This is a genomic window from Kribbella sp. NPDC023855 (assembly GCF_040639475.1).
Classification (GTDB): domain Bacteria; phylum Actinomycetota; class Actinomycetes; order Propionibacteriales; family Kribbellaceae; genus Kribbella.
Window position 1 is genome coordinate 712,663 of record NZ_JBFAAA010000004.1, and the last position, 22,705, is coordinate 735,367.

The window sequence follows — 22,705 nt, forward strand, 5'->3', positions numbered from 1 at the left end:
CGCCAGGAGGTCAGTCATTGTTGCTGAGCCACGAAGTCGCGGAATCTCGAGGCGGCCGGTGACAGCTCCCGTCCCAGCCGCCACGTCAGTCCGATGTCGCGACGAGCTCTGACACCGGCCAACGGAACCGGAGTCGCACCACTGTCACTCCCGCGAACAGCTCCAGCAGGCAGTACTGCGACGCCGAGGCCGGCGCCGACAAGGCGGTCGATGGTCGAGAGGTCGGTGGACTCGAAGGCGATCGCCGGAGTGAAGCCGGCCGCTTGGCACAGCTCGTCGGAGACGCGGCGGAAGCCGAATCCCGGGCGAAGTCCGATGAACGGCTCGGCTGCCGCCTCTGCGAGCCGGACCCGCTTCCGGCCGGCCAGCGGATGGTCTGGTGGAACGTAAAGACAGAGCCGTTGGCGCTCCAGCAGGTGCCAGCCGAAGGTGTCCGGGGCCGGGCGGGACCCGGTGATGCCGAGCTCGGCTTCACCGGATTCGAGGTCGCGGACGATGTCGTGCGACGGCTCCTCCCGCAGAGCGAAGCGGATCCGGGGAGATGTCGTGCGGAACGATTTCAGCAGGTCTGGGACCAGTCCGGTGGCCACCGAATGGAGGAAGGCGAGCCGGACCGTGCCGGACTCCGGATCCTGCTGGGCGTCGATCTGCGACTTGGCCGTGTCGACGGCGGCGATGCTTGCCCGGGCCGCTTCGAGGACCAGCCGCCCAGCGGGGTTGAGCTGCAGGCCGCGGTGCTCGCGCTCGAACAGGCGCGCGCCGAACGCAGCCTCGACCCGGCGGAGCGATCGAGACAGCGTCGGCTGACTGGTCCCGAGAACAGCGGCCGCGTCGGTCAGGTGTTCGGTGTCCGCGAGCACGACGAACCAGCGGAGATCCTCGACATGCATGCGGATAGCGTATCGATCTTGCTCGCTTGCGACATTTTACGTATGCGGGAAGCTCTGACACCGTCCTGAGGGTGCAGACAATTGTTGCCCGCGGCTACCTGCCCGGCGAGGCCGGTTATCGGCGGCTGTCGGTCGCGTTGTTCGCGGCGGGGATGGCGACTTTCGCCATGCTCTACAGCACCCAGGCGCTACTGCCCGAGCTGGCTCGGGTGTTTCGGGTGTCGCCCAGCCAGAGCGCCTTCAGCGTGTCCTTCGCCACGATGGGTCTTGGGATCGCGCTACTGATCGCAGGTCCGGCCTCTGAGGCGCTCGGCCGCACCAGGCTCATGCGCTGGTCGGTGACGGCGGCAGCCGCGATCGCTGTCCTCTGTGCGATCGCCCCGGACTGGCAGACCCTGCTTGCGCTCAGAGGTCTGCAGGGCATCGCGATGGCCGGTCTGCCCGCTGTCGCCATGGCCTACCTGCGCGAGGAGGTCCACCAGGACAGCCACGCGAGAGCGAGCGGCCTCTACATCGCAGGCACGGCGGTCGGCGGCATGACCGGTCGCCTGGTCGCCGGCGGTCTCGCCGACCTCGGCGGTTGGCGCGTTGCTATGAGCGGCGTCGCCTTGCTCGGAGTCGTGTGCGCAGTACTGGTGGCCAGGTTGTTGCCGGACTCGCGGAACTTCGTCCGCTCGACAGGTGGTCGCCAGACCCTGCGGGTGCTCAGGGACCCGGCACTGCTCGCTCTGTATGGCATAGCGGCTACCGCGATGGGTGCCTTCGTCGCCGTCTACAACGCGACTGGCTTCAGGCTCGCCGGAGCGCCGTACGGGCTGGGGCCTGGGTTGGCCGGTCTGGTGTTTGGTGTCTATCTGGTCGGCTCCGCGGGGTCGGCCTGGGCAGGCAGGTTGGCCGATACGTATGGCCGACGCGCGGTCGTGCCGGTGGGCTGCCTGGTCACATTGGCCGGCGTGGGGCTCACTCTCGTCTCGCCGCTGCCCTTGGTCGTCGCTGGACTGGCGGTGATGACCGCGGGCTTCTTCGCCGTTCACGGCGTGGCCAGCGGGTGGGTCGCAGTACGGGCTCATGCGGGTGGTGGCGGTACCGGCCAGGCAGCAAGCTTCTACCTCTTCGCCTACTACCTGGGCTCCTCAGTCTTCGGCGGCCTAGCCGGTACTGCGTGGACGCACGCGGCGTGGCCCGGAGTCGTCGCGGAAGCGGGCACTCTCCTCCTCATCACCTTGCTCTTGGCGCTGCTCTTGAGACGTAGCGCCAAGCTGGCCAGGTGAGTGGTGCAGACTCGGGACATGCCAGAGTCGTTTGCCGTCGCTTCGGACGGGGTCAGGATCGCCTGCCAAGTGGAGGGGGCCGAGGGCAACGATCCGCCGCTGGTGCTGCTGGCCGGGCAGTCGAACAACCACCACTGGTGGGATCCGGTGCGCGACGACTTCGCTCGGCGTACGGTGACCATCGACTACCGCGGCACCGGCGCTAGCGACAAACCGGACGAGCCGTATTCGACACCAGGCTTCGCGGCAGACGCGCTTGCGGTTCTTGACCACCTCGGCCTCGACCAGGTCGACCTGTACGGAACGTCGATGGGCGGACGGGTCGCGCAGTGGTTCGCCGTCCTGTACCCCGACCGCGTCCGCGGTCTGATCCTCGGCTGCACGTCACCGGGGAAGGCCCACGGGTTCGAACGCAGCCCGGAGATCCGCCGAGCTCTCGGCCAGTCCGACCAGGCTGCCCGCGACGAGGTCTTGGCCGACCTGATGTACACACCGCAGTGGCGACGGGAACATCCGGGCCCATATCCGGTCCTGGGCGACCCTTCCATGCCGGCGTACGCCAAGGGCCGCCACCTAGTCGCAAGCAACACCCACGAGGCCTGGGCAGAACTCCCATCGATCAAGGCGCCCACCCTGATCCTGCACGGCACCGACGACATCTTCAGCCCAGCCGCAAACGCCCAACTCCTGGCCGACCGCATCCCCAACGCCCACCCCGAACTCCTCAACGGCGCCCGCCACGCCTACTTCCACGAGTTCCAGCCCATCGCGAGCCCGCTGGTCACCAACTTCCTCGACGCGCTCTGACTCACCCTGCAGACCCGAGCCGAGTCCCTGACCATCGGGCTCTTGTAGAAGCGTCAGCAGAAGGTCGGTGTGATGTCCTCGGGGGTGCCTGCTCTTCGGTCGTGGGTGACGCTTCTTCAGAGTCAGCCAGGATGTCGACCCAGACGGCGACGCGAGCGCATCCCGATCGATGTCGCACGATCGGTTGTAACCGCGCAGTCCACGTGCTAGCGCGGGCAGGCGATTAGGGAGAGCCTCGTGGACTGCCGTCTCAGGCGGAGGTGCGGATGTGGCTGTCGAGGATTGTCTTCGCGAGGGTGTGGTTGTGGGAGGCGGGGCCGGTGGGGCCTAGGGCTTGGACTGAGGCGTAGGCGCCTTCGAAGATGAGGGTCAGGTGGTCGGCTAGGGCGGACGGGTCTGGCACGTCGAGGGCTGCGGTCAGGGTGGCGAACTGGTCGCGGACCCAGCGCTTCATGGTGACGGCTTCCTGGTGGCTGGGGAGGGCTTCGTCCGGGAACTCCGTGAGGACCATCAGGAAGGGGCAGCCGCGGCAGATGTCCGGCTGGAGCATCACGGTCTGCGCCTCGAACAGGGCGAGGATCCGGGCTTGCGGGTCGTCGCCGCCGCTCTCGAGTGCGGTCTGGAACCAGTCGCGGTAGGCGACGTGGGCGCGTTCGACGTACGCCGCAATCAGGTCGTCCTTCGACGCGAAGAGCCGGTACAGGGTGGTCGGTGCGACGCCCGCTTCCGCGGCGATCTTGTCGACGCCGACCGCGCGGATGCCCTGCCAGTAGAAGAGTTCGTGCGCGACCTCGAGCACGTGTTCGCGCGTCTCGGCGGAACTGCGCCGGTGTGAGCCTGCCATGAGACCAGTCTAGCGATGTTAGGAATCGTTCCCTATCATCGAGTTTGTTAGGGATCGTTCCATCTTCGAGAAGGACCGGACATATGAGCTTGAACGGCAAGACGGCACTGGTGACGGGCGGCTCCCGCGGGATCGGCAGGGCGGCGGCTGTGCGACTGGCGGCCGAGGGCGCGCGGGTCGCAGTCCACTACGGCACGAATGAAGCGGCGGCGAAGGAGACCGTCGAAACCATCGTTGCCGCCGGCGGGGAGGCGTTCGCGGTCGGCGCCGAGCTCGGAGTGGACGGCGACGTCGACACCCTGTTCGAGGGACTGCAGGCGGGACTCGATGGCGCCGCCCTGGACATCCTGGTCAACAACGCCGCCGTCATCGACTACGCCGACAACATCCACGACGTGACCCGGGAGTCCTACGACCGGGTGATGGCGATCAACTTGCGCGCACCGCTGTTCATCACGCAGCGAGCGTTGCCGCTGATGCAGGACGGCGGCCGGATCGTGAACGTGTCGTCCGGCGTGACCTGGTTCGCCCAGCCGGAGATCGTGTACGCCATGACGAAGGGCGCGTTGAACGTCTTCACCCGCTCACTGGCCAAGACCCTAGGCCCGCGGCAGATCACGGTGAACACCGTGTCGCCGGGCATCACCGAGACCGACATGAACTCCTGGCTGCAGGACCCCGACTCGGCCGCGAAGGTCGCCGCAATGGTGGCCCTCGGCCGCCACGGCCAGTCCCCGGACATCGGCGACGTCATCGCCTTCTTCGCCTCGGACGACGCCCGCTGGATCACCGGCCAAACCCTCGAAGTCAACGGCGGCCTCTGGCTAGGCCCCAACGACCGCTGAGGCCCCAGGCCCCGTGGGTGGCCTCCCAGGAGAGGCCACCCACGCACGGCTCGGAGCTACTGGGCGAGACGGGTGGGGATGGGCGCCAGGGGATAGATCTTCCAGAAGAATGCGTCGGCGGCGTGTTGGTCGGCGGGGTAGTTGATGGCTTCGGCGATACGGCCTGAGTGGATGCGGAAGGCTAAGGCCCAGGTGAGGTCTAGGCCGGCCGGGGTGGTGCTCCAGCCGCGGTGGAGGTCGACTACCCAGTCGCCGTCGGCGGCCAGGAAGATGGGGTCGGCGCGGAAGCCGGCCTTGGCCAGCTGGGCGAAGAAGGCCAGTACTTCGTCGGCGCCGTGCTTGGTGCCGGCCAGGGGGTGATGTCCGGGGATCGTCCAGCGGATGTCGGGAGCGAAGTACTTGGTGCGGAGTGCCGCGAGATCGTTCGCGGCGTAGGCCTCGTAGTAGCCGCGGATCAACCGGACGTTGGGATGTTCGCGACCGTGCGCGCTAGCCGACGCAGTACCGGGGACGGCCAGGGCGGCGACAGTGGTGACAGCCGCTCCTCGCAGGAGGGCGTTGCGGGAGATCTCAGGCATCGGGAAAGCTCCTTGGATCACAGGGGGAGGACAACTTCTCGCTCCATCAGCAGACCCCGGCGGCGCGGTGGGCGTCCAATATCTGTGGTCATGCCATCAGGGCATGATGGAGTCCATGGATGTGGACACCCGGTTGCTGCGGTACTTCGTGGCTGTCGCCGAGGAGCTGAGCTTCACCCGCGCGGCCGAGCGGCTGTTCGTCTCCCAGCCGGCCTTGAGCAAGCAGATTCGCCAACTGGAGAACGAGTTGCGGACGCCGGTCTTCGTACGGACCAAGCGTGACGTGTCGTTGACCCCGGCCGGTCATGCTTTGTTGCCAGTGGCCCGGAAAGTACTCGACGTGTGGCAGGCAGGTCTGCGCGACACCCGAACGGCGGCGTCAACCGCAGCAAGGGTGGTGCGGGTCGGCTTCCAGGCGACGGCGGCCGGGCCGCTGACCACCGCTGCGCGGACGGAGTTCGCGCGCCTCCAACCCGGCGTGGTGGTGGAACCCAAGCGCTTCGACTGGGGTGGCGAGGCCGATGCCCTCCGGGATGGCCTCGCCGACGTCGCGTTCGTCTGGCTGCCGGCCGACACCAGCGGGCTGGATCTCGAGGTGGTGAGAGTCGAACAACGCATGGTGGGCATGGCCGCGGCCCACCACCTCGCCAACCAGGAAACGGTCTCCATCATGGACCTGCTCACCGAGCCGATCATGTGGACGCCGCTTGCCCCACGTCCTTGGGTCGACTGGTGGGCGGTCAATCCACGTCCGGACGGCTCCGAACCTGTCTGGGGACCACAGAACGCGAACGTCGAGGAAATGCTGGAAAACGTCGCCTCCGGCCTCGGCATCTGCATCTCCCCACAATCAATGGCCGCGTACTACGGCCGCCCCGACCTCGTCTGGCGCCCGATCCCCGACATCGAGCCACTCCGCATCGCCCTGGCCTGGCCGGAGACGTCCAGCAGCCAGTTGGTGGCTGCCTACGTCGAAGTCGTCCGAACGCTGGCCGAGGGGATGTCGGCTGACGGTGACGAGGCTCAGCCGGTCAGGTAGCCGCCGGAGGCGTCGACGTCGGTACCGGTGACGGCGCTGGATCGGTCGGAGCTGAGCCACATGACCACAGTCGCCATCTCTTCCGGGCGGACGATCCGCTTGATCGGGTAGTCTTGGGCGATCTGCTCGTAGGTCACCCCGAACGCTTCCGCGGCTCGGCGCAGCATGGGCGTGTCGACGGCGCCGGGAGCGAAGGCGTTGACGCGGATGTTGTCGGCGGCGTACTCGAGGGCGGCGACCTTGGTCAGTGATGCGACCGCGTGCTTGCTGGAGTTGTACGGCGCGATGGTGGCGAAGCCGACCTCGGAGGAGATCGACGCGGTGTTGACGATGACACCGCCACCCTGCTTGAGCATCTGGGGGAGCTCGTACTTCATGCCGAGGAAGACGCCGCCGGCGTTGGTGCGCCAGACGGACTCCATGTCGGCCATCGACTGCTCGTGCAGCCGGGCAGCCCGGGGACTCTCGATCCCCGCGTTGTTCACCGCCACATCAAGGCGTCCGTAGCGTTTCACGCAGGCGTTGACGAGTTCCCGTACTTCGCTTTCGTTGCGGACGTCGGCTCGCCGGTAGGTCGCCTCGCCGCCGGTCGAGCGAATACTCGCTTCGACCTTCCGCCCCAGCTGAACCCGGCGGCCGCAGAAGAACACCCGGGCGCCGGCGGCTGCCATTGCCCGGGCGGTCGCTTCGCCGATCCCCGAGGTCGCACCTGTGATGAGAACGGTCTTATCCGCGAACTCCTGCGCTTGCGGGTTCGAGCCGGCTGTTGCGGTCTGGGTCGCGGCCGGGAGTAGCGCGGCCGAACCGGCGGCTACTCCCAACGCTCCGATCGCCAGAGCCTGCCGCCGGGAATGCCGGGGGGCTGGTGAAGACACGATGGTGCACCTCTCGTCTGAGCCGGGGGCGAGCCAATTGCTCGATCGCCTCAACGAAATCAGCGGCACAATCCACCGTCCAATACCTCCCGTCATTCCCGTCAGGCATCACTCGTCAGGCATCACCCGATCGGCTCTCCCGACGGGGCTGCGAGCTGGGTGCCAAGGCGCACCGGCGTACCGAAGTTGGGTGTTCCGTCGGCGTTCCAGGTGAACTTCTGGGCGCGGGTCGAGCGGTTCATGTCGCAACCGCCCGAGGCGCTGTCGTTGGCGTGGTACACGATCCAGTCCTCAGTGCCGTCGGGCGACTTGAAGAAGCCATTGTGGCCGGGGGCAAAGACTCCGTTGCCGTCGTTGCGCTGGAACACCGGGTTCGGCGACTTGGTCCAGTGCGAGCGGTTGAGCGGGTCGGACCCGGTCAGGGTGAGCAGGCCGAGCTTGTAGTCGGGGCCCCAACAGGCGCTGGCGGAGTACACGATCATCACGCGGCCGTTGTGGTACAGCGGTTCCGCGCCCTCGTTGACCGGCGCGGTCTGCCGCTCCCACGCCAGTGTGGGTTGGGAGATGGTACGCCGTGCGCCGCTGATCGTGTACGGGTTCGACAGCGGGGTGATGGTCAGACTCTGGGTCGAAGTCCAGGACCTTGCCGCTGTGCCGGGACTTCAGCCGGTAGTACCCGCCACCCGAGTCCATGAACTGCCATTGCTGCCAGGCGCCGTCGTTGCGCGACCACTGCACGATCGGCGCGCCGTCGTTCGTGGCCAGGTTGTACACGTCCAACGCCTTGCCGCTGTTCTGGTTGACCAGGACATAGGAGGCGTTGGTGTCCACTGTGGCCGCCTGGGCGGCCTGTGGTGCGGCCACCGCGGCGGCGACGAGCACGACGGCGGTGGTGAGCAAGGCGGTTATACGCGTCATAGTGCTTCTCATTCCAGTACGAATGTGGCGTCGGAGCGGCCCTGCGCATCGGCTATCGCTTGCAGGTAGAGCAGGCCGCTGCTGTGCCGGATGTAGCGGCCGGGGAAGTTCAGAGACTCGTACGACGTGGCCGAGCTCGCCGCGAGGCCGGCGCGTTGGGTGAAGCTGGCGTCGTTTCGGAACAGCGTGCTGCCGTCGCTGCGCTCGACCCAGAGCTCGTTGTTGCGGTGACGCAGGTAGTAGCCGGGGAAGTTGGTCGACTCGAACGACACCGTGCCCGACCCGGCCAGACCCGTCACCTGCTTGAACTGCGAGTCGGCCAGCGGAGCCACGCTGGCTTCGAGCCGCGCGCGGTACTCCCAGTGCCGCACGAAACGCTCACTGTTGTACGACTTGAGCCGGACCGGTGTCGGGCCGTCGGCGACGGGGATGCCGAAGTCCGGTGAGCCGTCGGCCTTGTAGTAGACCTTCTGCACCCGGGTACGCCGGTTCGGGTCGTTGAGCGGGTCACCGACGATGTCGCGGTAGTTGCGGTCGTGGTAGACCATGATGTCGCTCTGGCCATCCTCGGACACCGTGAACGAGTTGTGCCCGGGCCCGTACTGACCGGTCTTGTCGTTGCTGGTGAACACGGGATTCGGGCTCTTGGTCCAGGACGCCGCGTTGAGCGGGTCCGACGAGGCCGACGCGGTCAGCATGCCGAGGCAGTAGTTCGCGTCAGTGGCACTGGCGGAGTACGTCAGGAAGAGTTTTCCGTTGCGCTGCAGGACTGCCGGCCCTTCCGCGACCTTGTACCCACGCGTCTCCCAGGTGAGCGTCGGCACTGCCAGTCGGGTCGCCGAGCCGGTGATCGTCCACGGGTTCGCGCCCATCCGGGCGACGTACACGTTGGAGTTGGTTGAGATCCCCGGCTCCTGCTGTGCCCAGGTCAGGTACCGCACGCCGTTGTTGACGAAGGTGGAGGCGTCCAGCGAGAAGGTGTCCCACGGCGTCGTGATGCGGCCGCGTTCCGTCCAGGCTCCGGTCAACGGGTTGGCGCTCGAGCTCTCCAGCACGTACATCCGGATCCGCCAGATGTCGTCGGCGCGGCCGGCCGCGAAGTACACGTACCACTTGCCGTTGATGAAGTGGATCTCCGGCGCCCAGATGTGGGCGCCCATCTCACCGCTGGAGTGCTTGCGCCAGATCACCGTCTCCGCCGCGGTGGCCAGACCTTGGATCGTGGTCGCGCGCCGCAGGATGATCCGGTCGTACTCCGGGACGGTGGCCGTGAAGTAGTAGAAGCCGTCGGTGTGTTTGAAGATGTGCGGGTCGGCACGCCGCTCCGCGATCGGGTTGGTGTTCCGCACCGCCGGCGTCGCGCTCGCCGGTGGGGTGGGCAGCACGGCAGCACAGGTGATCAGTAGCAGTACCAGTAAACGACGGATCATCGACTGTCCTCTCAAGCTAGCGGCGCGGAAAGGGTGAACGACGCGTCCCGCGCGAACGCCGCGTCGGAGGTACGCCAGTCGACCCGAACCTCGTAGTTGTAGTGGCGCAGGTAGCGACCGGGATGGGAGTAGGACTCGAAGCTGGTGCCACCGGCCAGACCGGCGCGGCCGCAGAAGGTGGCATCGCGGGCGAACACCGAGTCGCCGGAGTTGATGTCCAGCCGGACGCGGAAGGCGTAGTGGCGCAGGTAGCGGCCCGGGAAGTTCACCGAGCGGAACGAGTAGCAGTTGCCGTTAGCGAGTCCCGGCACGATGGTGAACGTCGCGTCCTGGCGAGTTGTGAGGCTGCTGGACGAGCTCACCGGCTCGACGTAGGCCAGGTTGTCGCGGTGCCGGACGTAGCGGTCGGGATCGCTGACCGAGCGCAGGGATCGGTTGCCCGTCGGTACTACGGTGCTGTCGCCGGAATCCTCCCGCAGTACGGTGAAGTGCCGCGCGACGCCGGACAGGCCGGGCAGTTCGACCTTGCCGCCGAAGGAGTTCAGGTTCGAGCTGTCGGCGTAGAAGTAGCGCTTCTGGCCGTACTGGTCGAAATAGATCCGCCAGCGACCGTCGGGGAGGCGGACGACCGCGGGTCCTTCCAGGCCGGCACCCCAGCCCGCCCAGTTGCCGGTGCCAACAAAAGTCCACGGGCCGTTCAACGAGGTGGCAGTGGCGTGCTCGATGTACTTCGTCGTCTCGTTCTTGAGGAAGTTGTGATAGGTACTGCCGACCTTGACCACGAAGCTGTCGATGAAGTTGGCCGGGATGCCGAGGGCAACGGGGCTGGTCCACGCGGACAGGTCGGAGTTCGTCGCGGTGATCCGGTACGGCCGGAACTGACCCGCGGTCCCCGCCGTGGACGCGGAGAAGATTACGTGCACGCTGCCGTCGGAGTCCTTGAACCACTCCGGCGCCCAAGTGCTGCCGGTGGCTCCGTTCAGGCCGACCCGGACGGTGCGCAGGAAGGTCCAGTTGACGTAGTCGGTGCTGCGGGCGAAGCCGATCGTGTCGCCGGTCCAGTTCGTCGTGTAGACGATGTAGTAGTAGCCATCGGTGTGCCTGATCACGCTGGGATCGCGGATGAGACCCGACGGCGGGGTGTACGCGTTCGCTCGGACCTGGGTGAAGTTGGTCGCGTTCGCCGAGTCGTAGACGTACATGTTCGACTCGCTGCTGTTGGTGAACGCCGTCATCAGGTAGTGCGGCGCCGGACCGGCGGCCGAGGCGACCGTGGGGACGGCGAGGATGCTCGCCACGGCGGCCAAGACGGTCGCGACCGCGGTCAGCGCGAACCGGCGGAAGCGGGCATGACGGGGTAGGGGCGGGTGCATGGCAGTAGATCCTTACGTTGGGGCGGCACGTAAAGTTAGCGCTAACATTCTGTTGGACAACAGGCCATCTGGCAATGGCCCCGGCGCAGCTGCTGCTAGAGGCGCTGCTGGGTGGCCGCGATCAGGGTCCCGCCGGAGTCGTAGCCTTCGATCCGGATGAGGTTGCCCGTGGTCGCGGGAATCGTGAGCTGCGTGGTGCCGTCGTCGGTGGAGGTGGTCGCGACCGGTCGGCCGTTGACGTAGACGTCGACGCCGGCGACGGCGGCCGTGGTGATGGTGAGTTTGCGCTTCTTGGTGCCGGCCGCGGCCGAGGTGAAGCGCAGTACCCGCGGTTGTCCTTGGGCGAGCAAGGCGCCGGCGGCGGCCATCAGGTCGGCGTTCTCCTCGAGGAGATCGCGCTTGGTGAGATCGTGCCGTGCGTCCGGTACTACGCCGAGGTCTTCCACCGGCTGGCCCATCCGGGTGCCGACCCGCAGGCAGCGGCGCAGCGCGACGCGCATCTGTACGCCTTTGGGGAGCGGCTTGAGTTCGCCGTCGGTCCACTCGGTGCGCAGTTCCTCGTGCGTGACAACGTTCGCGCCGCCGGCGCCGGTGTTGGCCTCGACCCCGAGCACCGGGCCGATCTGGTGGTCCTGGAAACCCGCGGCGAAGATGTCGCAGGCGCTGTAGCACTGCGCATCGGTCACCAGCACGACCGGACCTTGGTAGAGCTGCCCGACGCTGTTGACCACGTCGATCGGATAGAGCGGAAACGCCGTCGAGTACGCCGATCCGGTGGTGACCGACTCCTCGAGGGAAGCCTTCCATTCCTGGTAGTCGGCCACTGTGGTGGCGAGTCCCGTAGTACCGGGGGTGCTCACGAACTGGAAGGGCTCTGGCGTGATGCGGTGCGGGCTGAGGAACTGCAGCAGAAACTCCGCCGCGATCACGTAGCCACCACCGTTGCCGCGGACATCGAGTACCAGACCTTCGGACGGGAGGACGGACAGCAGACGGGCCACCTCGTTGAGGAAGGCGTTGATGTCCTGGTCCTGCATGTGGAAGGTGAAGATCCGGAGGTGCCCGAAGGTGCCACTCGGGGTGTCGACGATCCGGGCCTTGAGCTCGTCGGGTCGGCTGCTCGGGACCGGTCCGGCCGCGAGCGGTGGCGCAGTACGGGCCCTGGCGGCGCGGCCCTTTGCGCTGGTGGCGATAGGCGTTTCCGTCAGGGTGGCCGGGGCGAACAGCCGGCGCTTCATCCGCCGGGTCAGTTCGGTGCGCAGATCCATGCCGACCAGGTGATGGGCCGCGGCGTCGACGTCGGTCGGCAGTGAGGGCAGGCTTCCAGGGGTGGTCACCTCGGCGGCGGACTCGAAGACCCGCCACGGTGTCCGGGTCTCATGGGTCGACCCGTCGACCTTGTAGGTGACGTCGACCCAGTCCTCGTCGGGTGGCAGCGACATGTTGATCGATCGCAACGTCATGTTCTGCAGGCCTTGCGCGAGTTGGGCCGCCTTGTTGCTGCCGGCCTCGCGGGCGGCGTTGGCCTCGACGGCCAGGTGGATCGGCGTACCGTTCCAGTGGGTGACTTCGACGCCTGGCTCGAGTTGCGGGTCACCGGTGATGTGGTCGAAGGTCTTGGTCACCAGGTAGGCCGTGCGGCCGTTGTCGACGCAGCGCTCGAGGAAGATGCCGAGGAACGCGAAACCGGCGTACCGCGAGGGCAGGATGTAGTTGGTGTGCAGATCGTGCAGGCCGAGGAAGATCCGCTGCAACCGCGCATGGAACTCGGTTTCGGTGAGGTCGGCAAGCTGGTGCCGCAGGAGTCGGAGTGCCTGCAGCGGGTCGATGGCATGCATGGCGCGTTTCAGCGGCAGATGCGCGTAGACCTCGCCGATCAGGATCTCGGCCTGGCTCAGTACGATGCGGCGCTGGGCGTCGGTGAGCGGACCCTGCGCGATGTGGCGACGGAACTGCGGCATGGTGCGGACGGTGCCCAGGTCATGGTCCGCGGTGAGGACGACGGTATCGGGGTGGGACATGGCTGACCTCTCGTGAGTGGTCCGACCGGTGGCCTACGACCTGGGCGCTTGCCAGATCATCGTGTGGTCGAGGTCGGCACCGGAGCGTTCGATGGTGTTGTTGTGCCGGGGTGAGCCGGTGCGTCCCCAGCGGTCGTCGCCGATCCAGATCGGTTGCCCGTAAGGGAGGTCAGCGTGCGGGATCCGGGCGTAGTCGCTTTCGGTGAGCTTGACTCCGTAGTTGGGGCCGGTCTGGTCACCGCCGGGGTCCGGGGTGACAGCGGCGCGGGCGGCGGGGATCGCGGCAGCCCAGCGGGCGGCGAGATCGGCGGCGTCGTGTGCGGACGGGTGAGGGATTCTGAAGATCGGGACGTCAGGTGCGGTGTCCCAGAGCTTGAGGGCTGCCTGGGCGTTGCCGCCGAAGGCGATGATGGCTTCCAGCCGGGAGTCGGTGATCAGGTCGTAGAAGCGGTTGCGCCAGGCAAGCTGAGCCGGATCGGACAACAGCGGGCGTGCGCTGTTGGACTTGCTCGGATGGACTGCGAGGGGGAAGGCGTTGACCAGCGCGTAGTTGGTGGTCAACCCCAGTTTGGTCAGGAAGCCCTGGACCCGCTGGCCGGCGTCTCCGACCAGGGTGCGGCCGACGAGACGTTCGGTGGGTCCTGGGTCCGAGGCGATTCCGAGCACCTTGGCGGCGCCGTTGAGCCGGCCGCGGTAGAACACCGGGCCCCAGTCGTACCAGAACAGGTCCCGGTCTTCGGGGGCGATCGGTGGCAGCGCGGCGAAGTGCCGGGCGATGGCCGTGGGCGGCCCTTTGTCGAACTCGATGCTGGGTGGAGCGCCTGGGTCGAAGTCGAGCATGGTGGCCCCCTTGGTCACTGCTGTCGGTATGACCCACCAAGGGGGCGGTCGGGCAGGTCGGTGGTCTGGATGGTCAGGGTCAGGGTCAGGCGAAGATCGGGCCGACGGCGGGGTAGCGCGCGATCAGCTTGGCGCGCATCTCCGCGAGCCGGCGGGGTGGTCCGTCGGTACCGGCGTCCTCGGGGGAGCCGAAGCGGGTGTCGAGCAGCATCGGGCGTCCCCAGGCGGTGACCGGTTCGTAGGGGACCGGGGTGGAGATCTCGGCGATCCAGTCGGGCCGCCCGTAGATGATGTCTCCGCCGATCATCACCAGGTCGACCCAGGACGGGTACGCCGCAACCACGCTGTCGTACGGGTCGTCGAGGCGTTTCTGGATGATCGTCAGGTCGGCCGAGCGTCCTGCCTCGAGCGTTCCGAGTTTGTCCGCGAGGCCCGCGATTCCGGCAGCGTCGCTGGTGACCATCCGCACCAGGTCGTCAGGCTTCACCGTGACGCCAGGGGATTGCTGGAGGACCTGCCAGGCCACTTTCATTTCGTGCAGCAGGCTCGGGCTGCCAGACGGCATCCAGTCCGCGCCCAACGCGACCGGTACGCCGGCAGCCAGTACTGCGCCGATGTCGGTCGTCTCGTTGTACAGCCGCAGGTTGGACTGCGGTGACCAGACCAGCTTTCCACCCGCCGCGGCGAGCTGCTCGAAATGCACCCGAGCCAGAGCGGTCCCGTGAATGACCACGGTGGCAGGCCCGAACAACGGGGACGCGGTGAACTTGAGGAACTCGTTCACCGAGGTCTGGTTGGTTTTCTGCCCTTCGGCGAGATGGACGTAGTGCGCCTTGACCGTGCCGGTGTCGAAGATGCCTTTGCGGATGCTTTCGACGTCAGCGTCGTCGAGGCGGTCGAAATCCACCGTACTGCGAGCGATCTGGGTGCCGAAGATCCGCAGGTCGACGTTGCGCACCAGCGCCTCGGCCTTGTTCGGGTAGTCCTGCGAGGCACCCTGGATGGCGGTCACCCCGCCGACCACCGCGCGGACCTCCGCATAGCGAGTCATCGCGGTCTTGACCGACATCGACTTCCCGCCCGCGGTCAACACGGCCCACGGCTTCTTGATGAGCTGGTCGTACTCGTTGCTGTCTCGCCAGCGACCGCGGTTGACGTAGACGTTCGGTGGCTCCCAGGCGGCGAACACGTTGTACTCCGGGTGTCCGTGCAGGTCGATCATCCCCGGCAGGATCACGCCCCCGGTGTTGATCGCGTGCTGGACGTCGCGCGGTTTGGTCGAGCGCACGGCCACGATCTGCCCGTCCTGGATCACCACCCAGCCACGGGCCAGCGATCCGTCGCTCTTCAGCACCGACCCGCCAAGAGCTGTCGGCTGGGACGGGGTGATCTCCGCGCCCTCGAGGGGCCCGCCGGGCGCCGCGGCTTCGAACGGATCGCGCGTCCGTTGTCGTGTAGTTGGTCGGACAGGTCCTCGAACGGCACGTGGCACACCACGCCCGTACGCCTCGTCGAATGCGTCTCGCCCCGCCACAGCGTCCACCCCCCGGAAGATCTACCCCAGCATGCTCCCGTGCCGCCCCGGCAGCAACCACCAAGGACCGGTTGTCTGCAGGACTGCCGTCAACTTTGTTCGGACCTTGAAGGGTTTGTTATCCGGGTGTGATCAACTAGCGTTCGTGGCGGGCCGCGGGAAATCCGCCGCGCCTCGAGCTGGGAGATGAGATGTGGCTGCCTGACACCCGGCGGTCCAGGGCGGTGGTCGCGATTGCCGCCACCTGCGCGATCGCCGCCGCCGGCGTGACGGTCGCCTTGGCGAGAGGCGGTACTGCGGATCCGTCCGCCGGTACTACGCCTGCCGGTACCGGCGTCAACGGGCCTGGCGGATCAGGCCCGGTCTCGACCAGTGCGACGCCTCCGGTCAGCAAACCGCCAACCACCAAGCCGCCTGGCCCTTCAACGGCAGCGCCTTCGAAGCGACCGACCACGAAGACCACCGCGAACACCGCTAAGTCCACGGTGCAGCCCACCGCGACGCCCACCAGGAAGCCGCCGACGAAGCCGGATCCGGTCCCGCAGCAGGGCAATCCGCTCTCGCAGACCAGCGGCTTGTACGTCGACCAGGAATCCCAGCCGGCCTATTGGGTCGAGACGCATGCCGGCGACTCGCGGCGGACCACGATCAAGGCTGGGATCGCCGATCGTCCGATCGCGCGCTGGTTCAACGGTGATGGCGCGGATGCGTCCGATGCCCAGTCTTATGTGTCGGCGGCGTCGCGAGTCGGCAAGCTTCCGGTGCTCGTCTTCTACCACGTCCCGGAGCGCGGTTGCGATGGCGGCTCGGGTGCCGCTAGCGCAGCGGCGTACCGGTCGTGGATCGATGCGCTGGCTGCGTCGATCGGCAAGCGTCCCGCCGTCGTGATCCTCGAGCCGGATGCGTTGCCTCAGCTCGATTGTCTGAGCCCGGCGGCGCAGACCACGCGGCTGTCGCTGCTCAGCTATGCGGTCGATCGGCTGCGGACGTCCGCGCCGAACACCTGGACGTATCTGGACGCGGGCCACGACGACTGGACGCCGGCCGCCACGATGGCCAAGCGACTCCAGGCCGCCGGTATCGCACACGCTCGCGGGATCGCGCTGAACGTCTCGAACTACCAGTCCACAGCCCGCAACGTCAGCTACGCCCAGGCCGTCAACGCGGCGCTGGCCTCGGCCAAACACTTCGTCATCGACACCAGCCGCAACGGCAAACCGCTGAACGGCGACGACTGGTGCAACCCGACAGGCCAACGCATCGGTGTCACCCCTCGCGTGGGTGGCGCAAGCGGCCTCGATCTTCAACTCTGGGTCAAGCCGCCAGGTGAATCCGACGGTGACTGCGGCATCGGCACCGGCACCAACGCCGGCGACTTCAGCCCCGCCATCGCCATGAAGCTGCTGGGCCACTAGCCGATCTGCACAGAACCTTCGCAAATCGTCCGCACAATCTGACCAGCCGGGCTCTTAGGGTCGCCGCATGATTCAGGTACGCGGACTGACCAAGCGGTACGGCGAGGTGCTGGCCGTCGACGAGTTGAGCTTCGAGGTGGAGCCGGGCAAGGTCACCGGGTTCCTCGGGCCGAACGGGGCCGGGAAGTCGACCACGATGCGGATGATGCTCGGGCTCGACCGGCCGACTGCGGGGGAGGTGCTGGTCAACGGGCGGCCGTTCTCGGCGTACGCCGAACCGCTCCGTGAGGTGGGGGCACTCCTCGACCCGGGCTCGGTCCATCCCGGCCGCACCGGTCGCAGTCATCTCCGGGTGGCGGCACAGACGATCGGCCTGCCCAGGAGCCGCGTCGAGGAGGTGATTGAGCAGGTAGGTATCGAAGGGGCCGCGCGTCGGCGGATCAAGGGCTACTCGCTGGGTATGCGGCAGCGGCTCGGCATCGCGGCGGCGCTGCTGGGCGATCCACGGGTGCTGCTCTTCGACGAACCGATCAACGGGCTGGATCTCGACGGCGTCCGCTGGATCCGCGAACTGCTCCGTCGTCTCGCCGACGAGGGCCGCACGGTGCTGGTGTCCAGTCACCTGATGAGCGAGATGCAGCAGACGGCCGACCGGCTGGTCGTCATCGGCCGCGGCCGGTTGATCGCCGACGCGACCACCGAAGAGATCCTGCGCGGCCTGGGCCGGCGGCTGGTGCGAGTGCGCAGTCCGCAGTCCGGCGAACTGCTCGAACGACTGCAGGAGCGCGGCATCTCGGTGCAGCGGTGCGGCGACCAGGAGTTGGAGGTCGAGAATCTGGCCGCCGAGGAACTGGGCGAATTCGCTTGGCAGGAAGGCATTCCGCTGCATCACCTGTCCGATGCCGAGCAGTCGCTCGAGCAGGCCTTCATCGAGCTCACCGGCGACAGCGTCGAGTACCACGGTCGCAACGCTGTCGCCCGCACGACCACGGAGGTGGCGCCATGACGACCTTGGAACTTTCGAGCAACCGCGTGTCGGCCGGCCAGATCTTTCTCCGCACCTGCGCTGCCGAGTGGACCCGCCTGTGGACGGTGAAAGCCACCTGGTGGTTCCTGGCTGCGGCGGCCGCGATCATGATCGGGTTCGGCGCCATCGCCGGCTTCGAGGCGGGCAGCGATCCCACCCCGACCCCGGACGCCTCAGCCTGGCAAGCTGCGCACTTCACCGGCTTCCCGGCCCAGTTCGCATTTCTCGCGCTGGTCCTGATCGCGGTGACCGCGGACTACGCGACCGGTGGGATCATCCCCACCTTGCAGTGGACACCGCGTCGTACGGTCCTCTTCTTCGCTCGCACCGTCGTCACAGTAGGAACCGCCACCCTCGCCGGCATCCTGCTGGCGGTGGCCTCCGCTCTGGCGGCTTTCATCGCAGCAGGCCAGGTGCTCACACTGTCACTGGACGACGGCATCGACACCCTCGCAACCGTAGCCTTCGTCTTCGCAGCAGGAACGGGCCTGGCAGCAGGCTTGGGCTTCGTACTGCGCAACACGGCAGGCGGCCTGGTCGCGGTCTTCCTGCTGATCCTGTTGCTCCCACTGATCCTGCCCCAGTTCGGCTACGACTGGCTGACCACCGTCGCCGACCTACTCCCAGGCTCCCGCTCCATCTACCTCCTGACCGGCGAACCCAACGACCGAGGATTCACCACCACGTCCTCAGTCATCACCATGCTGACCTGGGCGGTTGCCCTCCTCCTCACCGGCTACGTACGCCTCAACCGAGCCGACGCCAACCGCTAACCGCTTTGGCCCGCCGGCCGGACCTGGTTCCAGGCGGCGAGTTTGGTCGGGTTGAGGATCAGCCAGAGGTGGGTGACTCGGAGGTCGGTGCCGTCGGCGCAGAGCACGGCCTGGGTCCGGCCGGCCCGGCGTACGACGATCGCTTGGTTGCTGTTGGCATCTTCCACGGACAGGTCCGCCCAGGGGGCGGTGCAATGCAGGGTCAGCAGCCGGGCGATCTCCGCGGCGTCGCGGACCGGATGGAGAGGAGCGGCGACATGCCCACCACCGTCGCAGACCAGTACTGCGTCCGGAGCGAGCAGGGGTTCCACCTGTCCGGACCGCAGGGCGGTGAGGAGCTGGTCGATCATCAGCTCACACCGGCGAGCTTGGTCGGGTTCATCTGCCAGTAGATCCGGTTGATGCCCTCGGGCGATCCGGCCACCGTGACCGCGGCGAAGACCGCTCCGTCGATGCTGAGCAGGCCCATCGCCTCACCGTTGACTGTGGTGAGCTCGACGTCGACACCAGCCCAGAAGCGGTCGGCGAAGGCCCGGTAGTACTTCGCGACCCGCTCGACTCCGTGCACGGGGATCCTGGAGGCCCGGACGAGCCCGCCGCCGTCGGAGTAGCTCGACACGTCTGCCGCGAACAGGTTCTCCAGCGCGGTCAGATCGCCCGACCGGGCCGCGCTGATGAAGGCGCTGAGCAGCTCGCGTTGCTCGGCCCCGCTGACCTGCGTACGGCGCTCGCCGGTGACCCGCTTGCGGGCGCGGCTGACGAGTTGCCGGACGGCGGGTTCGTTGAGCTGGAGAATCTCCGCGATCTGCGGATACGGGTAGTCGAACGCCTCTCGCAGTACGTACGCCGCCCGCTCGTTCGGCTTCAGCCGCTCCAGCAGGATCAGTACTGCGAACTCCAGCGCCTCGCCGCGTTCGGCTCCGAGGTACGGGTCGGCGCTGGTGTCGACCGGCTCTGGCAACCAGGGCCCGACGTACGTCTCCCGGCGAACCCGTGCCGACTGGACCGCGTTGATGGCCAGCCGGGTCGTGGTGGTGGCCAGGTACGCCGCCGGAGTCGTCACCGTGCTTCGGTCGCACGCCTGCCAGCGCAGCCACACCTCCTGGACCAAGTCCTCGGCCTCGGTGGCACTGGACAACATCCGGTAGGCGATGCCGAACAACCGCGGCCGCACCTCACCAAACACCCGAGCAGCCTCGTCGAGATCCGCCCTGTCTGCCGCGGCTCCAGCCGCCGGTTCGCGCATCGCCTCCAGCTCCTTCCTCAGCTGCCGTTCGGATGAGGCGTTTCGTTCTCCATCGCCTCGACCGCGCCGAGGAGGCTTCGTAGGGCTACCTGGTCGCGTTCCACCTCGGTCGGATCGACCAGCCACTCACTGACCGGCAAGACGCGGTCCGGTTCGCTTGCGGTGATCATGGCCAGGTCGAGTTCGACCTCGTGGTGCAACTCGTGCAGCATCTCCGGCCCCTGCGTGCTCCCAGGGTGTGGCGCGTCGCCCGGCGTGCTCATCGGCGCTCGTCTCCCTTGGCCCAATCGGCGTACCGGATGTGGCCGAGCTGCGCCTCGCCCTCGGGGACCAGGCTGCCGTCGAGCAGCTCCGAGCCGAAGTACGTAGCGTGCGGATCGGCAACCACCTCGCGGGGGTCGCCGTGCAGCGCGAGCGCCTCGCGGATGAACTCGTCCATCTGGTACTGCTCCGGCCCGGCGATCTCGAGCCGGCCGTTCAGCGGCGTACCGACCGCGACCTTGGCCACCGCGTCGGCCACGTCGTCGCCGGCTATCGGCTGGAACTTGACCGGCGCGATCCGGACCTCGGAGCCGGTGGTTGCCGCGTCCGCGATCCCGATCGCGAACTCGAAGAACTGCGTCGCGTGCACCAGCGAGTACGGCACACCCGACTTCTCGATCAGCTGCTCCTGGGCGATCTTCGCCGCGAAGTACCCGTTGTCGGGCAGTCGCTCGGTGCCGACGATGGACACCGCGACATGATGCCCCACACCGGCCTCGGCCTCGGCGGCCAGCACGTTGCCGGTCGAGGTGGTGAAGAACTCCATCACCGCGGCCGGCTCGAACGACGGCGAGTTCGACACGTCAACCACCACATCGGCCCCGACCAGCACCTCAGCCAGCCCCTCGCCGGTCAACGTATTGACCCCGGTGTTCGGAGCCGCCGCAACCGCCTCATGCCCGTGCGCCGAGAACCGCCGAATCAACTTGGACCCGATCAGCCCAGTCCCACCAACAACAACGATCTTCATCCCAGCCTCCTGTCCCACCGGCGGCCCACCGCCACCCGATCACCAACAAAGACAGAACAGCCCCGCCCCCTGTGACAGCCCCCGCGACTTTTTCTTCCCAGCCGATCAGAGGGGGCTTGGACGGGCGAACTCGACCAGGACGGTGAGGCCGCCGGTGGGGTTGGGGGTGGTGGTGAGGGTTGCGTTGTGGGCGGTGGTTATGGCGGCCACGATGGAGAGGCCGAGGCCCACGCCGTACTGGTTCTGAATGCGGGTGGTGTCTAGGCGGCGGAATGGTTGGAGGAGGTCGTCGACCTGGTTTGGGGGGATGATGGGGCCGGTGTTGGTCACGCGGATTGATGGGCGGCTGTTTGACTGGCCTGCCCAGATGTGGACCTCGCCGTTGTCGACGTTGTGACGGATTGCGTTGTCCACCAGGTTCTTGATCAGTCGTTCGATCAGCGGGGCGTCCCCGGCGGTGACGGTCGGGGTCAGGTCGGTCAGGACGCGGAGGTCTCTGGGTTCGGCGGTTCGTACGACGGTTTCGGCGACGGCAGCGAGGTCCACTGGCTCGCGTCGTTCGAGTCCGCGTTGGCTGCGGGCCAGTGTGAGCAGTGCCTCGATGATCGTCTCCTGGTGCTCGTTGTTCACCAGCAGTCGTTCGCAGGCGGCGCGCAACGCGGCCGGGTCTGGATCGGACAGGGCGACTTCGAGCAGGCTGCGTTCGAAGGTCAGGGGACTCCTCAGCTCGTGCGAAGCGTTGGCGACGAAGCGGCGTTGCGCCTCGAAGGCGTGCTCCAGCCGGGCGAGCAATCCGTCGAAGGTGTCGGCGAGGTCTTTGATCTCATCCCGCGGCCCCTTCATCGCCAGCCTCTGGTGCAGACTGCGCGACGAGATGTCGTTGGCCGTGACCGCCATCGCCCGCAACGGGCGCAGTACCCGGCCGGCCATCAGCCACGCCAGACCGGCCGAGACGAAGGCCATCAGCACCAGACCGATCCCGGACGCGACCCGGAACTGTCGCAGGTCCTCGGCCCGCTGCTCCGCGAGCCGACGCTGCAGGTCTGTGTCGGGAGCCGGTACTTCGGGCGCCGGAAGGCCTCCCTGTACTTCGATGGCCGGGGGAGACGGCGGATCGACATCCAGGCCAGGCAATGCGTGGACGACCAAGAGATACGTGACGAACAGCAGCGCAGCGCCGGCGGCTAGGAACAGCGCGCCGAACAGCATCGTCAACCGCAGCCGGATCGTCCAGCGAGGCGTGGTCACCTTCAGATCCGGTAGCCGGCTTGGGGAATCGTCTCGACGATCGGTGGCTCGCCGAGCTTGCGGCGCAACCGGCTGATCGTCACCTTCACCGTGCCGGTGAACGGATCGGCCGCCTCGTCCCACGCACGTTCGAGCAGTTCCTCGGCCGACACCACCCGGCTCCGGGCGGCCAGAAGCAACTCCAGTACGGCGAACTCCTTCGGGCTCAGGTCGAGCCGACGGCCGGCCCGGCTGGCCACTCGCAGGCCGGCATCCAAACGGAGATCTCCGTGCACCAGTACCGGCGGTACTGCGGGCTGCGAACGCCGGGCCAATGCGCGCACCCGGGCCACGAGTTCGGCGAAGGCGAAGGGCTTGGGCAGGTAGTCGTCCGCGCCGAACCTCAGTCCGTCAACCCGGTCCTCGATGGTCGCGGCCGCGGTCAGCATCAGCACTCGGCTGTCCGCCCCCGACGCCACAATCGAGCGGCACACGTCATCGCCGTGCATCCCAGGCAGATCGCGATCCAGCACCACCACCTCGTACCGGTTCACTGCGGTCCGCTCTAGTGCGGTCAGACCATCGCCGACCACATCGACCGCGAAACCTTCCCGGCGCAGGCCGACGGCCAACGTCTCGGCCAGATCGTGGTGATCCTCGACCACGAGCACCCGCATCGGCGGCTCCCTGTTCGGCGTACGGCATCAGGCGCTTTGCGTCCAGCATTCCAGACCACCCGG

Annotated in this window: 22 protein-coding genes and 2 pseudogenes; 7 read left to right on the top strand and 17 right to left on the bottom strand. The window is 67.5% G+C overall.

Going from position 1 to position 22,705, the window contains the following annotated elements:
• Positions 1–14 precede the first annotated feature (14 nt).
• Positions 15–890, bottom strand: coding sequence for a LysR family transcriptional regulator (locus tag AB0F51_RS18560; RefSeq protein ID WP_360281345.1), 876 nt, complete (start codon positions 888–890; stop codon positions 15–17).
• Between the two features lie 71 nt (positions 891–961).
• Here AB0F51_RS18560 and AB0F51_RS18565 point away from each other — a divergent pair, with 71 nt between their 5' ends.
• Both AB0F51_RS18565 and AB0F51_RS18570 read left to right on the top strand, forming a co-directional pair.
• Positions 962–2,161, top strand: coding sequence for an MFS transporter (locus AB0F51_RS18565; protein ID WP_360281347.1), 1,200 nt, complete (start codon positions 962–964; stop codon positions 2,159–2,161).
• Between the two features lie 18 nt (positions 2,162–2,179).
• The gene (locus AB0F51_RS18570) at positions 2,180–2,968 is read left to right on the top strand and encodes an alpha/beta fold hydrolase (RefSeq protein ID WP_360281349.1); all 789 of its coding nucleotides are present in this window, start codon (positions 2,180–2,182) and stop codon (positions 2,966–2,968) included.
• A 250-nt stretch (positions 2,969–3,218) separates the two neighbouring features.
• Here the strand turns inward: AB0F51_RS18570 and AB0F51_RS18575 are convergent, their stop codons facing one another.
• Positions 3,219–3,812 (bottom strand): TetR/AcrR family transcriptional regulator, encoded by a 594-nt coding sequence (locus AB0F51_RS18575; RefSeq protein WP_360281351.1) that lies wholly within the window; start codon positions 3,810–3,812, stop codon positions 3,219–3,221.
• An 83-nt stretch (positions 3,813–3,895) separates the two neighbouring features.
• Here AB0F51_RS18575 and AB0F51_RS18580 point away from each other — a divergent pair, with 83 nt between their 5' ends.
• Complete coding sequence (locus AB0F51_RS18580; RefSeq protein ID WP_360281353.1) at positions 3,896–4,657, top strand: SDR family oxidoreductase; 762 nt, start codon at positions 3,896–3,898, stop codon at positions 4,655–4,657.
• Positions 4,658–4,713: 56 nt separating this feature from the next.
• On the opposite strand, the gene AB0F51_RS18585 is transcribed toward AB0F51_RS18580, so the two are convergent.
• Positions 4,714–5,235, bottom strand: a complete 522-nt coding sequence (locus tag AB0F51_RS18585; RefSeq protein WP_360281355.1) for a nuclear transport factor 2 family protein — start codon at positions 5,233–5,235, stop codon at positions 4,714–4,716.
• Between the two features lie 115 nt (positions 5,236–5,350).
• On the opposite strand from AB0F51_RS18585, the gene AB0F51_RS18590 reads away from it, so the two are divergent.
• Positions 5,351–6,274: a LysR family transcriptional regulator gene (locus AB0F51_RS18590; protein ID WP_360281357.1), complete on the top strand. Its 924-nt coding sequence runs from the start codon at positions 5,351–5,353 to the stop codon at positions 6,272–6,274.
• Here AB0F51_RS18590 and AB0F51_RS18595 read toward each other — a convergent pair.
• From AB0F51_RS18595 to AB0F51_RS18630, 8 genes and pseudogenes are all read right to left on the bottom strand, one after another.
• Positions 6,259–7,149, bottom strand: a complete 891-nt coding sequence (locus AB0F51_RS18595) for an SDR family oxidoreductase (protein ID WP_360281359.1) — start codon at positions 7,147–7,149, stop codon at positions 6,259–6,261. The genes AB0F51_RS18590 and AB0F51_RS18595 overlap by 16 nt on opposite strands.
• Before the next feature lie 122 nt (positions 7,150–7,271).
• Positions 7,272–7,772, bottom strand: a pseudogene (locus AB0F51_RS18600) (family 43 glycosylhydrolase); the annotation flags it as partial.
• A 13-nt stretch (positions 7,773–7,785) separates the two neighbouring features.
• Positions 7,786–8,079 (bottom strand): annotated as a pseudogene (locus AB0F51_RS18605) (RICIN domain-containing protein); the annotation flags it as partial.
• Positions 8,076–9,497, bottom strand: a complete 1,422-nt coding sequence (locus AB0F51_RS18610) for a family 43 glycosylhydrolase (RefSeq protein ID WP_360281361.1) — start codon at positions 9,495–9,497, stop codon at positions 8,076–8,078. The pseudogene AB0F51_RS18605 and the gene AB0F51_RS18610, both read right to left, overlap by 4 nt.
• 11 nt (positions 9,498–9,508) lie before the next feature.
• Complete coding sequence (locus AB0F51_RS18615; RefSeq protein WP_360281363.1) at positions 9,509–10,870, bottom strand: glycoside hydrolase family 43 protein; 1,362 nt, start codon at positions 10,868–10,870, stop codon at positions 9,509–9,511.
• A 95-nt stretch (positions 10,871–10,965) separates the two neighbouring features.
• Positions 10,966–12,891, bottom strand: coding sequence for a S41 family peptidase (locus AB0F51_RS18620; protein WP_360281365.1), 1,926 nt, complete (start codon positions 12,889–12,891; stop codon positions 10,966–10,968).
• 33 nt (positions 12,892–12,924) lie between these two features.
• A complete protein-coding gene (locus AB0F51_RS18625) occupies positions 12,925–13,731 on the bottom strand; it encodes a uracil-DNA glycosylase family protein (RefSeq protein ID WP_360281367.1) in 807 nt (268 codons plus the stop codon).
• An 85-nt stretch (positions 13,732–13,816) separates the two neighbouring features.
• The gene (locus AB0F51_RS18630; protein ID WP_360281369.1) at positions 13,817–15,085 is read right to left on the bottom strand and encodes an amidohydrolase family protein; all 1,269 of its coding nucleotides are present in this window, start codon (positions 15,083–15,085) and stop codon (positions 13,817–13,819) included.
• Positions 15,086–15,456: 371 nt separating this feature from the next.
• Between AB0F51_RS18630 and AB0F51_RS18635 the strand changes: the two genes are divergently transcribed.
• From AB0F51_RS18635 to AB0F51_RS18645, 3 genes are all read left to right on the top strand, one after another.
• Positions 15,457–16,680, top strand: a complete 1,224-nt coding sequence (locus AB0F51_RS18635; RefSeq protein WP_360281371.1) for a glycoside hydrolase family 6 protein — start codon at positions 15,457–15,459, stop codon at positions 16,678–16,680.
• Positions 16,681–16,747: 67 nt separating this feature from the next.
• Positions 16,748–17,686 (top strand): ABC transporter ATP-binding protein, encoded by a 939-nt coding sequence (locus AB0F51_RS18640; protein WP_360281373.1) that lies wholly within the window; start codon positions 16,748–16,750, stop codon positions 17,684–17,686.
• Entirely contained in the window at positions 17,683–18,480 is a 798-nt protein-coding gene (locus AB0F51_RS18645; protein WP_360281375.1) for a hypothetical protein, read from the top strand. The genes AB0F51_RS18640 and AB0F51_RS18645 overlap by 4 nt, the downstream gene beginning before the upstream one ends.
• On the opposite strand, the gene AB0F51_RS18650 is transcribed toward AB0F51_RS18645, so the two are convergent.
• The 6 genes from AB0F51_RS18650 to AB0F51_RS18675 form a co-directional block, all read right to left on the bottom strand.
• A complete protein-coding gene (locus tag AB0F51_RS18650) occupies positions 18,477–18,830 on the bottom strand; it encodes a hypothetical protein (protein ID WP_360281377.1) in 354 nt (117 codons plus the stop codon). The genes AB0F51_RS18645 and AB0F51_RS18650 overlap by 4 nt on opposite strands.
• Positions 18,830–19,726, bottom strand: a complete 897-nt coding sequence (locus AB0F51_RS18655) for an RNA polymerase sigma-70 factor (RefSeq protein WP_360281379.1) — start codon at positions 19,724–19,726, stop codon at positions 18,830–18,832. Before AB0F51_RS18655 ends, AB0F51_RS18650 begins: the two co-directional genes overlap by 1 nt.
• Positions 19,727–19,743: 17 nt before the next feature.
• Positions 19,744–19,989: a hypothetical protein gene (locus tag AB0F51_RS18660; protein WP_360281381.1), complete on the bottom strand. Its 246-nt coding sequence runs from the start codon at positions 19,987–19,989 to the stop codon at positions 19,744–19,746.
• Positions 19,986–20,738 (bottom strand): SDR family oxidoreductase, encoded by a 753-nt coding sequence (locus tag AB0F51_RS18665; protein ID WP_360281383.1) that lies wholly within the window; start codon positions 20,736–20,738, stop codon positions 19,986–19,988. The genes AB0F51_RS18660 and AB0F51_RS18665 overlap by 4 nt, the downstream gene beginning before the upstream one ends.
• 105 nt (positions 20,739–20,843) lie before the next feature.
• Positions 20,844–21,986: an ATP-binding protein gene (locus AB0F51_RS18670; protein WP_360281385.1), complete on the bottom strand. Its 1,143-nt coding sequence runs from the start codon at positions 21,984–21,986 to the stop codon at positions 20,844–20,846.
• Positions 21,987–21,988: 2 nt separating this feature from the next.
• Positions 21,989–22,642, bottom strand: coding sequence for a response regulator transcription factor (locus AB0F51_RS18675; RefSeq protein ID WP_360281387.1), 654 nt, complete (start codon positions 22,640–22,642; stop codon positions 21,989–21,991).
• Between the last annotated feature and the right edge of the window lie 63 nt (positions 22,643–22,705).